Below are 14,185 nucleotides of genomic sequence, written 5' to 3'. Positions count from 1 at the left end.
CAGGACCGTGAAACGACTCAGCGCCGATGATAGTGTGGTTCTTCCATGCGAAAGTAGGTCACTGCCAAACACCCATTCAGAAAACCCCCGGATATCCGGGGGTTTTTGCTTTGCCAGGAAAAAATGTCGAGGATATTCAGGAATATTGAGGATATTTAGAAGGAATGAGAATAATAAATAAAAGGTTAGAGTGTGTTATCCTTTCCTAGAGGAAAGGATGTTTTGTTTTGATGTTTTCAGCAGCTTCTTGTATTTGAATGTACGGATTAAATGCTATTTGGTGATTTAAAATGGCATAGTTGTTGTTTCTGCTATAATTCTAGATGTTTATATGTGAAATGGTTCATGTTATGTTTATTCAAGCGGTACAGGAATTAATGACTATCCGTGATATTTTGCGTTTTGCAGTCAGTCGTTTTAATGAAGAGGGACTTTCTTTTGGTCATGGTAGTGATAATGCTCATGATGAAGCAGCTTATTTAATTTTGCATACGTTAAATTTGCCTTTGGATGTTCTTGATCCCTATCTTGATGCAAAATTACTTAAAGCTGAAAAAGAGAAAGTGTTGGCGGTTATTGAGCGACGCGCCGTTGAACATATTCCTGCTGCTTATTTGACGCAGCAGGCATGGCAGGGAGAGTTTGATTTTTATGTGGATGAGCGCGTAATCATACCTCGTTCTTTTATTTATGAATTGTTGGGTGACGGACTTCGTCCTTGGATAGAATACGATGAGTTGGTGCATAATGCGTTGGATCTTTGTACCGGAAGCGGATGTCTCGCAATTCAGATGGCGCATCACTATCCCGATGCGCACATTGATGCGGTTGATGTGAGCTTGGATGCTTTGGAAGTAGCAGGGATTAATGTCGAAGATTATGGTTTGGAAGAACGCATCCAGCTTATTCATACGGATTTGTTTGAAGGATTGGAAGGTACTTATGATTTGATTGTTTCCAATCCTCCTTATGTTGATGCGGAATCGGTTGAGTTATTACCTGAAGAGTATTTACATGAACCGGAATTGGCATTGGGTAGTGGTGAGGACGGATTGGATGCAACCAGACAAATTCTTCTGAATGCTGCAAAGTTTCTGAATCCTAAAGGTGTATTGTTGGTAGAAATCGGGCATAACAGGGATGTATTAGAAGCAGCGTATCCGGAATTGCCTTTTACTTGGTTGGAAACCAGTGGAGGAGATGGTTTTGTTTTCCTGTTGACGCGTGAACAGTTATTGGGTGAAGAGTGAGTTGAAGGGAAAATGCCGTCTGAAGACGATTTGTTTTCAGACGGCATTTTTTACTATGTGTTGTCTTGGGTTTGACGGTTGGTTGATAAATCCTTTACCATATTGTTTACAAGTTAATTGCTTTACTTTTTGATTTTTATATTGCTATTGTAATGAAAACGTTATATCGGATTATATTTTCAATTGTACTTTTGAGTTTTTCGGCTACGTTGTCGGCGCAGACTTATTCAGTTTATTTTAATCAGCATGGGAAACTGACGGCAACGATGTCATCTGCGGCTTATATCAGGCAATATAGTGTGGTGTCTGGTATTGCTCATGCTCAGGATTTTTATTATCCGTCGATGAAGAAATATTCCGAACCTTATATTGTTGCTTCAACACAAATCAAATCTTTTGTACCTAACCTGCAAAATGGCATGTTGATTTTGTGGCATTTTAATGGTCAAAGAAAGATGACGGGAAGTTTCAGTAAGGGTAAACCGGATGGTGAATGGGTCAACTGGTATCCGAACGGTAAAAAATCTGCAGTTATGCCTTATAAAAATGGCTTGAGTGAGGGTACGGGATACCGCTATTACCGTAATGGCAGCAAGGAAAGCGAAATCCAGTTTAAACAGAATAAGGCAAACGGCGTATGGAAACAATGGTATGCTGATGGCAATATCAAGACGGAAATGGTCATGGTTAATGATGAGCCAGCCAAGATTCTGACATGGGATGAAAGCGGCCGATTACTCTCGGAACTGTCTATCCATCATCATAAACGTAATGGAGTAGTCTTAGAGTGGTATGAAGATGGTTCTAAAAAGAGCGAAGCTGTTTATCAAGATGATAAGTTGGTTAGGAAAACCCAGTGGGATAAGGATGGTTATTTAATCGAACCCTAAATTTGATGCCGTCTGAAATATATTCAGACGGCATTCTTATATGTGCAGATTGATGGCATTGTTTCTTGAAAATTTAGCAGTGGTATATAATTTTGGCTTTAAATGAATATCTGCAAGGAGAAAGCTTCGTGAATAATTCAGTCATCACCGTCATCGGCAAAGACCGTGTGGGCATTGTGTACGACGTTTCCAAAATTTTAGCGGAAAACCAAATCAATATTCTTAACATCAGCCAACAACTGATGGATGATTTTTTTACCATGATTATTTTGGTGGACACTTCAAAATGCACCAAATCGCGTCAAGAAGTCTTGGATTTGTTTGCGGAAGAGAGCAAAAAACTCGCGCTTGATATCCGTATGCAAAACGAAGAAATATTCCAAGCCATGCACCGCATTTGATTTTAGGAATTCTAAAATTATGTCAAAAAATAAAATTAGTTTTAATGTCGCTGAAGAGAAATCTGCACGGCTGGCTGTTTTAATTGATGCTGATAATGCGTCAGCGCAAACCATTGATGCGATTTTAGAAGAAACAACTAAATTCGGTGAAGCGATGGCAAAACGCATATATGGCAACTTTGTTGGTGACAACGGCAAATGGAAAACCGTCATTAATGAACATGCTATCAAACCTATGCAGCAATTCGCCTACACCACAGGTAAAAACGCCACTGACGGTTTTATGATTATTGATGCGATGGATTTACTCTATACCGGCCGTTTTGATGGTTTTTGTTTGGTATCTAGTGATAGTGACTTTACTGCACTAGCTATTCGATTGAAGGAACAAGGTGTAACAGTTTACGGTTTCGGAAAAAAGCAAACGCCTGAAGCTTTCCGTAATGCGTGCAGCCAATTTATCTATGTAGAAAACTTGATGCCTGAACCCGCAAAAAAAGGCACAGTAATTGATAAACCACAGAAACCAATAGAAAAACAGATTCAAACAGTCTCACCCGAGAATGTTCAAGCTCAACCGAAAATTGCCGAACAACTTGAGAACAAATTACCATTAGAGACGATACATAAAATTTTCGAACATGCGGAAAGTGAATGGATGGCTATGACTGCATTCGGTGCTACGTGGAAACGCTTGCAGGTAGATTTTGACCCACGTAATTACGGGTGTAAGAAATTTACCGATTTAGTGAAAAAATATTCTGATGTGTTTGATTACGAAATGCGAAAAACTGCCGACGGCACGCAAGAGCATATGTATGTCAAGCTTAAAGTCTAATTGGAGGCCGTCTGAAAATATTCTTCAGATGACCCGTAAGAAAGGTTGAAGCCCATGAACAATTTCCACAGTAGCGAGATACTTGAAACTGTCAAAATGGTTGCCGACCAGCATTTCGACGTCCGCACCATTACCATAGGTATTGATTTGCACGACTGCATCAGCAGCGATATTAATGTATTGAACCAAAACATTTACAACAAAATCACTACTGTCGGCAAAGATTTAGTCGCTACGGCGAAACATCTGTCCGCCAAATACGGCGTGCCGATTGTGAATCAGCGTATTTCCGTCACGCCGATTGCCCAAATTGCGGCGGCGACCAAAGCCGATTCTTACGTCAGCGTGGCGCAGACTTTGGATAAGGCAGCTAAAGCCATCGGCGTGTCTTTTATCGGCGGCTTTTCCGCGCTGGTACAAAAAGGCATGTCGCCTTCAGACGAGGTGTTAATCCGCTCCATTCCTGAAGCAATGAAGACGACCGACATCGTGTGCAGCTCCATCAATATCGGCAGCACACGCGCGGGCATCAATATGGACGCGGTCAGACTGGCGGGCGAAACGATCAAACGCACGGCGGCAATCACGCCCGAAGGTTTTGGCTGCGCCAAAATCGTCGTATTCTGTAACGCGGTGGAAGACAATCCGTTTATGGCGGGCGCGTTTCACGGTTCGGGCGAAGCGGATGCCGTTATCAATGTCGGCGTATCCGGCCCAGGCGTGGTCAAAGCTGCACTGGAAAATTCGGACGCGGTCAGCCTGACCGAAGTCGCCGAAGTTGTGAAGAAAACCGCCTTCAAAATCACCCGCGTGGGCGAACTCATCGGCCGCGAAGCCTCGAAAATACTGGGCATTCCGTTCGGTATTCTTGATTTGTCGCTGGCACCGACCCCTGCCGTCGGCGACTCGGTGGCGCGCATCCTTGAAGAAATGGGCTTGAGTGTCTGCGGTACGCACGGCACGACGGCTGCCTTGGCATTGTTGAACGATGCCGTGAAAAAAGGCGGTATGATGGCTTCCAGCGCGGTCGGTGGTTTGAGCGGCGCGTTTATTCCCGTTTCCGAAGACGAAGGTATGATTGCCGCCGCCGAAGCAGGCGTACTGACGCTGGACAAACTCGAAGCGATGACCGCCGTCTGCTCGGTCGGGCTGGACATGATTGCCGTTCCCGGCGATACGCCTACTCATACCATTTCCGGCATCATCGCCGACGAAGCCGCCATCGGCATGATCAACAGCAAAACCACCGCTGTGCGCATTATTCCGGTAACGGGCAAAACCGTCGGTGACAGCGTCGAGTTCGGCGGCCTGTTGGGCTATGCGCCTGTGATGCCGGTTAAAGAAGGTTCCTGCGAAGTGTTCGTTAACCGCGGCGGCAGGATTCCTGCACCGGTTCAATCGATGAAAAACTGATTGCCGTATATTAAAAATGCCGTCTGAAACACTTCAGACGGCATTTCTTTTTTAGTTCATTTATTCAATATAAGTGAATTTTGCACGTTTTATATTGCACATTAATTCGTAAGGAATGGTTCCGGCTGCTTCGGCAACGGTATTGATATTGACCGTATCGCCCCACAGTTCGACTTCATGACCCAAACCTTCTTGCGAAGCATCCAGCTCGATGGTCATCATATCCATAGAGACCCTGCCGATGACCCGGGTCAATTTACCGTCGACGGCTACGGGGGAGTTGGTTGGAGCACGGCGCGGATAACCGTCCGCATAACCGCAGGCAATCAGGCCGACGCGCGTAGATTTACTGGTATAAAATGTTGCGCCATAACCGATAGGGGAGTGCGGCTGTAAAACGCGTTCGCCGAAAATACGGGTGGAAAGCCTCATCACGGGTTTCAGCCTGTCATCGCTGCCTCCGAACGGGGAAATGCCGTATAACGCCAAGCCCGCGCGCCCCCAATCCCTGCGTGCTTCGGGGATATTCAAAATAGCCGCCGAATTGGCAAGGCTTTCTTCGCCTTCCAGCCCTTTCGTACCCAAATCGAATGCTTCCATCTGTATTTCCGTCATGCCGCTTTCGGGTTCGTCCGCACAGGAGAAATGCGAGAACTTGACAATACTGTCCACATATTCCGACTGTTTCAATGCTGCGTATGCCGAAGCGTAATCATGAGGGAAAAATCCGGTACGGTGCATCCCCGAATCCATTTTCAACCAGACCTTGACAGGTTTTTTCCAATGACGGGAAAGCAAAGCCTCAAGCTGCCATTGGTTTCCGACTGCCGGCCAGAGCGAGTATTGTTCGACCGCTTCATACTCTGATGCTTCAAATACGCCTTCTAAAAGGACAATCGGATTGGTAATGCCGCTCTCCCGCAGCTTGATTCCCTCATCGATTGTGGCCACTGCGAAACCATCTGCCAAGTCTGCCAGCGCGAAAGCACATCTGACCGCACCGTGTCCGTATGCGTCGGCCTTCACTACCGCCAACAGTTTGCCTCCGTGCATTTCCTTTAAAATCTGATAATTGTGCCTAAGGTTGCCCAACCTGATCTGCACGTTCAAAGGGCGCATAAATTCATTCCTTACCAAACAAGTGTTTATTAGCAAAATTAAGAAATCGGTTAGGGGATTATAATCCAACGGCAAGGCTTTTAAAATATTAAAGAACCGTACTCTCCGGAGGTAGGGTTGGGTTTGCCATAGGGAAAGGAGGCTTGTGTTTTCCTGATATAATTGTCTTTCCTTATCAGTATCCAAACCATTAAAATCAATAATAAACAATAAGGTAAAGACAAATGAAAGAGTTAGATAAGATTGATTTCCGTATCCTCAAGATCCTGCAGAAAAATGCCCGTATTCCCATGACGGAGCTTGCCGAGAAAGTAGGATTGTCTACTACTCCGGTTACCGAACGGGTACGCCGTTTGGAGCGGGAGCATTATATTACGGGTTATCATGCACATCTCAATCCTCATTTATTGGGCAAACCGTTGTTGGTTTTCGTCGAACTGAAATTACAATCCAAGTCGGGCAACATCTTTGAAGACTTTAAAAAGGAAGTATTGAAAATACCGCAGATTATGGAGTGCCATCTGGTATCGGGGGAGTATGATTATCTGATTAAAGTCCGCTTACACGATATGTCGGCTTACCGCGATATGCTCGGCAATATTTTGTTACAACTTCCTGCAGCATCTGAGAGCAGGAGTTATGTCGTGATGGAAGAAGTCAAAGAAAATACGGTGTTGGATTTGGATTGAATATTTCAGGCTGGCTATGTAGTTTGACACCTGAATGAAATATAACAACAAAACGTATGGTGGGTTGTAGTTTTAGATAAAAAATGCACACATTCAATAGAATGTGTGCCAAGTCTACAAAGGAGAAATAGAGGAGAAACTATTAACTGACTACTCGAACCAGCTAACGGGGTAAATTATGCCGTTATCAGTCATAAAAGGCAAGTTTTTTCTTGTTAAATTTCTTAAAGAATAGAAATCCAAACGATAAAAGTAATTAAACTTCAAGAGAGGACGGGATAAAAAAACGCGCACAGCTTGTTTAAGCGTGCGCCAAGTCTACAAAGGAGAAATAGAGGAGAAAAATCAAGCTGCATCAAGCAACTCAACGGCGGTAATTATCCGCCGTTTCTTACTTGCTGTCAATTATTTTCTGAAAATTTACCCGCCTGATTCGAATTCGGCAAAAAATCTTACCCGATGACTAACGGGGAACAAATTTCTCCAAAAACTTATCAATCCGTTTGTTTCAAGAAAATCATACGCACTTCATTGAAATAAACTTTTGCCTTTTCTTTATCGGCTGTTGTTTTTCATTCATTAAGTTTGCCAAATCTAAATTCCTCGGTATTTCCTTGTCGGTATTGAGCGGAGCAAATCGCCGTTTTGTCCCTTGTCAGGTCTTGTACATATTAGAGAAAACCGAAATTGTCTGCACCTGCACTGATTTTTATGCGTCCCTTGCCATCTCGGAATATATCCAGCAAAATCGGTGTATCGGTATTTTGATTGATGTGTTGAGAAAATGAACCCGTTATTTAAAAAAACCGTTTGGCTGCTGTTTGCCGTCTCGGTTTGCGCTTTCGCCGGCTCTTTGGCGGCGCAGTATGTTTTGGGCATGGACCCTTGTGTTTTGTGTATCAGCCAGCGGTTGTGCGTCTTGGCAACCGCATTATGTGCGGCAATTGTGCTGGCGTGTAAGCCTAAGGGCAGGGTGGGCGGACTGTCAGGCGCAGTGTTTATCAGTATTCCTGCCGTTACGGGCGCGGCTGTTGCGGCATATCAGTTGTGGCTGCAGTCGCTGCCGCCGGGTACGGCTCCTTCGTGCGGTGCGCCGTGGACGTTTCGATTGAAGGGCTGGCCTTTGTTTGATTGGTTCGAGCCTGTTGTGCGCGGGTTCGGAAATTGTGCTGAACCGGATTATCTGCTGGGGGTCGCTTTGCCTGTTTGGAGTGTGGTGTATTTTCTGGCGGTTGTCCTGACGGTTTGGTGGGCGTGGGCAAGGGCTAAATAAATCAATGCCGTCTGAAAGGTTCAGACGGCATTGTCGGATGCTTGTGCTATACGGTATCAGTCTAAATTCAGTACGGCAGAAGTATAAACGTCTTGTACGTCGTCTAAATCTTCCAGCGCGTCAATCAGCTTCTGCATTTTGACGGCATCGTCGCCGGAGAGTTCAGTTTCGTTTTGAGCGCGCATGGTTACGTCGCCGTCAACGGATTTGTAACCCGCTGCTTCGAGAGCGGATTTCACGCCCGCCCAATCGTTTGGCGCGGTGATGACCTCGATGGAACCGTCGTCGTTGGCAACCACGTCTTCTGCACCGGCTTCCAAAGCCGCTTCCATCAGCGCGTCTTCATCAACGCCGGGTTCAAATACCAAATAACCTTGATGTACGAAGTTGAACGCTACGCAGCCGTCGGTACCCAAGTTGCCGCCGTTTTTGGTGAACGCATGGCGTACGTCTGCAACGGTGCGGGTTTTGTTGTCGGTCAGGCAGTCCACCATCAGCGCTGCACCGCCGATGCCGTAGCCTTCGTAGCGCAATTCGATGTATTCCACACCCTCTAAGTTGCCCGTACCTTTGTCGATGGCACGTTGTACGTTGTCTTTGGGCATATTGTTTTCGGCTGCTTTTTCCAGAGCCAGGCGCAGGCGCGGGTTGGCACCGGGATCTCCGCCGCCCATACGCGCCGCAACGGTGATTTCTTTGATTAAACGGGTGAAGATTTTGCCACGTTTGGCATCTTGACGGGCTTTTTTATGCTGGATATTCGCCCACTTGCTATGGCCTGCCATAGATTTCCTTTCATATTTCAAATAATTAATCCGCTTTATCGGATTTTTAGACGTGCATTTTAACATAAGTTGCAACCGCCCAAAATATTCTGCCCTATATCACTCCGACTCATATTGTCTTCATCTGAAATGGGGAAGGGGATGCAGGTTTTCACTTGAAAACAAGGAAATATTTTAATTGGCGTTGTTTTACGGTATGATGGCTCTGCTTTATTCCGATTGTTGACAATTGGGGCGGTATGATAAACGCGGCCTGCTCGCCGTGTTGCCCGTTGGCACTTTTGGGATAAGCGATTGTTTTAATCGTAATGTAAGGTTATTTTATGGAAAATATATTGTCTGTTCTGGTGGGTACAGTCAATCGGTTCCTTTGGGACTACCTGTTGATTTATGCGCTTTTGGGTATCGGCCTGTTTTTTACGCTGTATCTTGGTGCGCCTCAGATTTTGAAGTTTGGCGCGGGGTTTAAATCCGTATTCGGCGGTTTGTTTGCCAAAAGGGATAAAGACGATAAGTCCTTATCGCAGTTTCAGGCGCTTGCGGTTGCCATATCCGCGCAAATCGGTACGGGCAATGTCGCCGGCGTGGCGACCGCTATCACCGCAGGCGGGCCGGGAGCGATTTTTTGGATGTGGATTTCCGCTGCTTTGGGGATGTCCACGATTTTTGCCGAAGCCCTGCTCGCGCAGAAATATCGGGTGGTCAGCCACGGCAAATATATCGGCGGACCGGCGTTTTATATTACGCACGGCCTGACTCCGAAAATTGGTCGCGGCGCGGCGCGTTTTTTGTCTGGTTTCTTTTCCATTGCGTTGATTATCGCATTGGGCTTTATCGGTAATGCGACACAGGCCAATTCCATTGCTTCTGCAGTTAATATTGCGTTTGGTGTGCCTTCGCTGACGGTAGGCATTGTGCTTGCCGTCTTTACCGGCATGATTGTCATCGGCGGTGTAAACCGTATTGCCAATATTGCCCAGTTTGTCGTGCCGTTTATGGCGGTTGTCTATATTTTGTGCGCGGTGGTGATTTTGTTTGAATTTTCAGACCATATCATACCTATGCTCAACCATATTTTTGTTTCCGCCTTTAATCCTGAAGCGGTATTGGGCGGTGCTGCAGGTATCGGTATGCGCGAAGCGATACGTTTTGGCGTGGCGCGCGGCCTGTTTTCCAATGAGGCGGGGATGGGTTCTACCCCGCATGCACATGCAACCGCGGATGTGAAACACCCTGTCCAACAAGGTATGGCGGCATTTGTCGGTGTGTTTATCGATACGATTTTGGTGTGTACGGCTACGGCGTTGATTATCTTGTTGACTGATGCCAACCTTTCAAGCGGACAGGGCGCGGCGGTTACTCAGTTTGCCTTTAATAAGGCCTTCCCGGGATTCGGTTCGCAATTGCTTGCGGTATGTCTGACTTTCTTTGCCTTTACCACTATTATCGGTTGGTATTATTTCGGTGAGTCCAACATCCGCTTTCTGTTCCGCGGCAGGCATCTGGGTATTTACCGTGCGTTGGTTCTGTTTGCCATTGTCTTGGGTACGTTGGGTAAAGTCGATTTGGTTTGGAGTCTGTCGGATATGTTCAACGGTTTTATGGTTATCCCCAACTTGATTGCCCTGTTCTTGCTGCGTAAGGAAATCCGCGCCATTTATGATGATTATCTGGCGCAGGAAAAGTCCGGCCGGGGTTTGTCTTATCAGTATGAATTTCACGAGTTTCACGATAAGGGCTGATGCCGGAAAATAAAAAGCCTCCCAACTGCCAAGGTTGGGAGGTTTTGTTTTTCAGACGGCATTTTATATGACGTAACCGTATACGCTGATAAATTGGGTGATGCTGCCGCCTAGTACGAATAAATGCCAGATGCCGTGTCCGTGTCTGATTTTTTTATCGTTTACAAACCAGTAAATGCCGATACTGTACAGTATTCCGCCTGCTGCCAGCCAAACCAGCCCTGCTGCCGGGAGGGAGGCGGTCAGGGTTTTCATCACCGCTAAAACCATCCAACCCATAACGACATAAATCACAATAGACAGCAGTCGTTTTTCACTTTTCCGCCCTAAAGTGAGTTCTTGGATGATGCCTGCAACCGCTAGCAGCCATGACAGCAAAAATACCGTCCAGCCCGGCCCGTTTCGTAAAGAGACCAGTGCAAACGGTGTGTAGCTTCCGGCAATAAGCACATAAATCATACAATGATCGACTTTTTTCAGAATGCTTTTCAGCCTTCCGGCTTTGATTCCGTGATACAGGGAAGAGCTCAAATACAGCAGGAAAAGGCTGATGCCGTAAACGGATACGCTGAAGGTACGGTAGCCGTCGCCGTATTCTTCGGCCTTAAGCAGCATCATGACCAAACCTGCTGCAGCTAAAACCAAACCGCTCAAATGGCTGTAAGTATTGAAGCGTTCGCCTGGATACATCGCATAACCTTCCGATTGGACAGAGGCAGCCAGTTTACGCCGATATCTTTGCCTTTGTCTGGGATTTACTCTTTGCCTACATTCTGCATATTCTCGAAAATGCTTGTGTTAGAATCTCGTTTTCTTCTTTTCAGACGGCATTTTATGTTGAATCCTTCCCAAAAACTGGTTGAGCTGGTCCGCATCTTGGAAGAAAACGGTTATATTTTCAGCGGCGATCCTGTTCAGGCAACGGAAGCGCTGTGCAGTATAGAAGGCAGTATCGGAGAAAAAATGATACGCCGTGCCGAGATTATCGACCGAAATCGAACGTTGAGGCATACTTTGGAAAATGTTCGCTCCGGTTCGTTTTGGTTGTGGCTGGCAGCAGCGATGTTTACATTTTTTACCGGTTTTTCCGGCGCGTATCTTCTGATGGACAGCCAAGGGCTGAATTTCTTCCTGATTTTGGCGGGCGTGTTGGGCATGAATACGCTGATGTTGGCGGTATGGTTGGCATCGCTGTTCCTGCGCGTGAAAGTGGGGCGGTTTTTCAGCAGTCCGGCGACGTGGTTTCGGGGTAAAGATCCCGTCAATCAGGCGGTGTTTCGGCTGTATGCGGACGAATGGCGGCAGCCTTCGGCGCGTTGGATCGCCGGCGCAACTTCGCACAGTCTATGGCTTTGTACCCTGAGCGGGATGCTGGTGTCGGTATTGCTGCTGCTTTTAGTGCGGCAATATACATTCAACTGGGAAAGCACGCTGTTGAGCAATGCCGCTTCGGTACGCGCGGTGGAAATGCTGGCGTGGCTGCCGTCGAAACTCGGTTTCCCTGCGCCGGACGCGCAGGCGGTGGTCGAAGGTCGTCTGAACGGCAATATCGCCGATGCGCGCGCGTGGTCGGGCTTGTTGGTCGGCAGCATAGCCTGCTACGGCATCCTGCCGCGCCTGCTGGCTTGGGCGGTATGCAAAATCTTTTTAAAAACAAGCCAAAGCAAGTTAGATTTGGAGAAGCCTTATTATCAGGCGGTCATCCGCCGTTGGCAGAACAAAATCGTCGATGCGGATACGCGTCGGGAAACCGTGTCCGCCGTTTCTCCGAAAATCACTTTAAACGACGCGCCCAAGTGGGCAGTCATGCTGGAAACCGAATGGCACGAAAGCACATGGTTTACGGGCAGGCTGGCGCAAGAATGGCTGGATAAAGGCGTAGCGGCGAATCGGGAAGAGGTGGCCGCTTTGGAAGCCGAGTTGAAACAGAAACCCGCCCAGCTTCTCATCGGCGTACGCGCGGAAACCGTCCCCGACCGAGGCGTGTTGCGGCAGATTGTCCGACTCTCGGAAGCGGCGCAGGGAGGCGCGGTGGTGCAGCTTTTGACGGAACGTGCGCTTTCAGACGACCTGTCCGAAACATTGAACCATTGGCGTAATGCGCTGGCAGAGTGCGACGTGGCATGGTTGGAACCTGACAAGGCGGCGCAGGAAGGTCGTCTGAAAGACCAATAAAATCACTTGAAATGTTCTGTTAAGCCGCCATTCTGAAAAAAGGCCGTCTGAAAATCCATTCTTCAAAAAACATCATGAACAAACAACCCCTTTCCCTTGCCGTCGTCGGGCATACCAATACCGGCAAAACCTCGCTCCTGCGCACCCTGTTGCGCGACAGCGGCTTCGGCGAAGTCAAAAATGCCCCGTCCACCACGCGCCATGTCGAAGAAGCAGCGATTACCGACGGCACCGACACGCTGCTGTACCTGTACGATACGCCCGGGCTCGAAGACGCGGGCGGCGTTTTGGACTGGCTTGAAACCCATACGGAAGCACGCGCCGACGGTATCGAGCGGCTGCAAAAGTTCCTCGACAGCGACGGCGCGCATCATGATTTCAACCAAGAAGCCAAAGTGCTGCGGCAGCTTCTGCAAAGCGACATGGCGTTGTACGTCATCGACGCGCGTGAACCCGTCCTCGACAAATATCGGGATGAATTGACCATCCTTTCATGGTGTGCCAAACCGGTTATGCCCGTGTTCAACTTTACCGGCGGACAGCTTCCCGAAGCGTGGACGACCATGCTGGCACGGAGAAACTTGCACGTTTTCGCAGGATTCGACACCGTCGCATTCGATTTTGAAGGCGAATTGAACCTTTGGAACAAGCTTGCCACCATGTTGCCGCAGCACGAAGTCATCGACCGCCTGATTGCTTCCCGCCGCCGCGAATGGACGCGTTTGGATAAAGAAGCGCGACACGAAATCGCAGGTTTCCTGCTCGACGTTGCCGCCTTCGCGCAGGAAATTGGCGAAAACGACGACCCCGCGCCCGTCCTGCAAACCATGCAGGCGGAAATACGCCAGCTCGAACGGCAGATGCAGCAGCGGCTGTTTTCCCTTTACCGCTTCTACCACAGTGAAATCGACGGCGGCGACTGGGTGCCCAAAGCCTTCCATCAAGACCCGTTCGACAGCGAATTGCTCAAACAATACGGCATCCGCACCGGCACGGGCGCGGCAACCGGCGCACTCATCGGATTGGGGCTGGACATCGCCACGCTCGGCGGTTCGCTCGGATTGGGGACGGCAATCGGCGGCTTTTTGGGCGGCATCCTGCCCAATACCCGCACCATTTCCGACAAGCTCAACGGCCGCCAAACCTTACACACCGATCCCGAAACCCTGACCCTGCTTGCCGCCCGCGCCCTCGATTTGCTCCACATCCTGCAAACGCGCGGCCACGCGGCGCAATCGCAAGTCGAGTTGCACAGCCGCAAAGCACCCTGGACACCAGACAAACTCCCTTCCGAACTCAACAAAGCCCGCAGCAGGTGGAAATGGTCGTCTCTCAACACCCATCTCCCCGAAACCAGCCGCGCCGAACGCGAGGAATATGTGGAAAAACTCCAAATACGTTTGTCGGGCAAATAATGCCGTCTGAAGCGTTATTGTTTGTCGGGGTTTTCTAAAAATAGGGGGAGCAAGGAAGGATGCGGTTTCGGGAGACGGAGCCGGGATTTATGATGAGGAAAGGATTCTTACAGATCAAGACAGGCATTAAGCTGGGGCTTTATGTTCATTTTTGAGCGAGGACAAGGTGTCTTGTATTGAAATCAGGGCAGGTTG

13 protein-coding genes are annotated in these 14,185 nt (G+C 48.1%); 10 read left to right on the top strand and 3 right to left on the bottom strand.

What is annotated here, in order from left to right; all coding sequences use genetic code 11:
* Window positions 1-350: 350 nt before the first annotated feature.
* The 5 genes from prmB (at window position 351) to BBW69_RS06985 (ending at window position 4,792) form a co-directional block, all read left to right on the top strand.
* A complete protein-coding gene (gene prmB, locus BBW69_RS07005) occupies window positions 351-1,250 on the top strand; it encodes a 50S ribosomal protein L3 N(5)-glutamine methyltransferase (protein ID WP_167395548.1) in 900 nt (299 codons plus the stop codon).
* A 152-nt stretch (window positions 1,251-1,402) separates the two neighbouring features.
* Entirely contained in the window at window positions 1,403-2,140 is a 738-nt protein-coding gene (locus tag BBW69_RS07000) for a toxin-antitoxin system YwqK family antitoxin (protein ID WP_107996524.1), read from the top strand.
* Between the two features lie 128 nt (window positions 2,141-2,268).
* A complete protein-coding gene (locus BBW69_RS06995; RefSeq protein ID WP_003680574.1) occupies window positions 2,269-2,541 on the top strand; it encodes an ACT domain-containing protein in 273 nt (90 codons plus the stop codon).
* Between the two features lie 19 nt (window positions 2,542-2,560).
* Window positions 2,561-3,379 carry an NYN domain-containing protein gene (locus tag BBW69_RS06990; protein WP_188210850.1) on the top strand — a complete coding sequence of 273 codons (819 nt, stop codon included), beginning with the start codon at window positions 2,561-2,563 and terminating at the stop codon, window positions 3,377-3,379.
* 54 nt (window positions 3,380-3,433) lie between these two features.
* Entirely contained in the window at window positions 3,434-4,792 is a 1,359-nt protein-coding gene (locus BBW69_RS06985) for a PFL family protein (RefSeq protein WP_188210849.1), read from the top strand.
* Window positions 4,793-4,852: 60 nt separating this feature from the next.
* On the opposite strand, the gene alr is transcribed toward BBW69_RS06985, so the two are convergent.
* Window positions 4,853-5,911 carry an alanine racemase gene (alr, locus tag BBW69_RS06980; RefSeq protein WP_107859677.1) on the bottom strand — a complete coding sequence of 353 codons (1,059 nt, stop codon included), beginning with the start codon at window positions 5,909-5,911 and terminating at the stop codon, window positions 4,853-4,855.
* A gap of 224 nt (window positions 5,912-6,135) precedes the next feature.
* Here alr and BBW69_RS06975 point away from each other — a divergent pair, with 224 nt between their 5' ends.
* Together BBW69_RS06975 and BBW69_RS06970 are read left to right on the top strand one after the other, a co-directional pair.
* The gene (locus BBW69_RS06975) at window positions 6,136-6,600 is read left to right on the top strand and encodes a winged helix-turn-helix transcriptional regulator (RefSeq protein WP_107859678.1); all 465 of its coding nucleotides are present in this window, start codon (window positions 6,136-6,138) and stop codon (window positions 6,598-6,600) included.
* Between the two features lie 784 nt (window positions 6,601-7,384).
* A complete protein-coding gene (locus tag BBW69_RS06970) occupies window positions 7,385-7,873 on the top strand; it encodes a disulfide bond formation protein B (RefSeq protein ID WP_188210848.1) in 489 nt (162 codons plus the stop codon).
* Between the two features lie 56 nt (window positions 7,874-7,929).
* Here BBW69_RS06970 and BBW69_RS06965 read toward each other — a convergent pair whose 3' ends face one another.
* Window positions 7,930-8,658, bottom strand: a complete 729-nt coding sequence (locus tag BBW69_RS06965) for a YebC/PmpR family DNA-binding transcriptional regulator (RefSeq protein WP_002238219.1) — start codon at window positions 8,656-8,658, stop codon at window positions 7,930-7,932.
* Window positions 8,659-8,981: 323 nt separating this feature from the next.
* Here BBW69_RS06965 and BBW69_RS06960 point away from each other — a divergent pair, with 323 nt between their 5' ends.
* A complete protein-coding gene (locus BBW69_RS06960) occupies window positions 8,982-10,400 on the top strand; it encodes a sodium:alanine symporter family protein (protein WP_188210847.1) in 1,419 nt (472 codons plus the stop codon).
* 63 nt (window positions 10,401-10,463) lie between these two features.
* Here the strand turns inward: BBW69_RS06960 and BBW69_RS06955 are convergent, their stop codons facing one another.
* A complete protein-coding gene (locus tag BBW69_RS06955) occupies window positions 10,464-11,090 on the bottom strand; it encodes a hemolysin III family protein (RefSeq protein ID WP_107859681.1) in 627 nt (208 codons plus the stop codon).
* A 144-nt stretch (window positions 11,091-11,234) separates the two neighbouring features.
* On the opposite strand from BBW69_RS06955, the gene BBW69_RS06950 reads away from it, so the two are divergent.
* Both BBW69_RS06950 and BBW69_RS06945 read left to right on the top strand, forming a co-directional pair.
* Window positions 11,235-12,575 carry a DUF2868 domain-containing protein gene (locus BBW69_RS06950; RefSeq protein ID WP_188210846.1) on the top strand — a complete coding sequence of 447 codons (1,341 nt, stop codon included), beginning with the start codon at window positions 11,235-11,237 and terminating at the stop codon, window positions 12,573-12,575.
* Between the two features lie 74 nt (window positions 12,576-12,649).
* Window positions 12,650-13,990 carry a DUF3482 domain-containing protein gene (locus BBW69_RS06945; protein ID WP_188210845.1) on the top strand — a complete coding sequence of 447 codons (1,341 nt, stop codon included), beginning with the start codon at window positions 12,650-12,652 and terminating at the stop codon, window positions 13,988-13,990.
* Window positions 13,991-14,185: the final 195 nt, after the last annotated feature.

Source organism: Neisseria sp. RH3002v2f, from assembly GCF_014596375.1.
Classification (GTDB): domain Bacteria; phylum Pseudomonadota; class Gammaproteobacteria; order Burkholderiales; family Neisseriaceae; genus Neisseria; species Neisseria cinerea.
The sequence above is the reverse complement of the archived record's forward strand: the minus strand, read 5'-3'. Positions and strand labels throughout refer to the sequence as shown.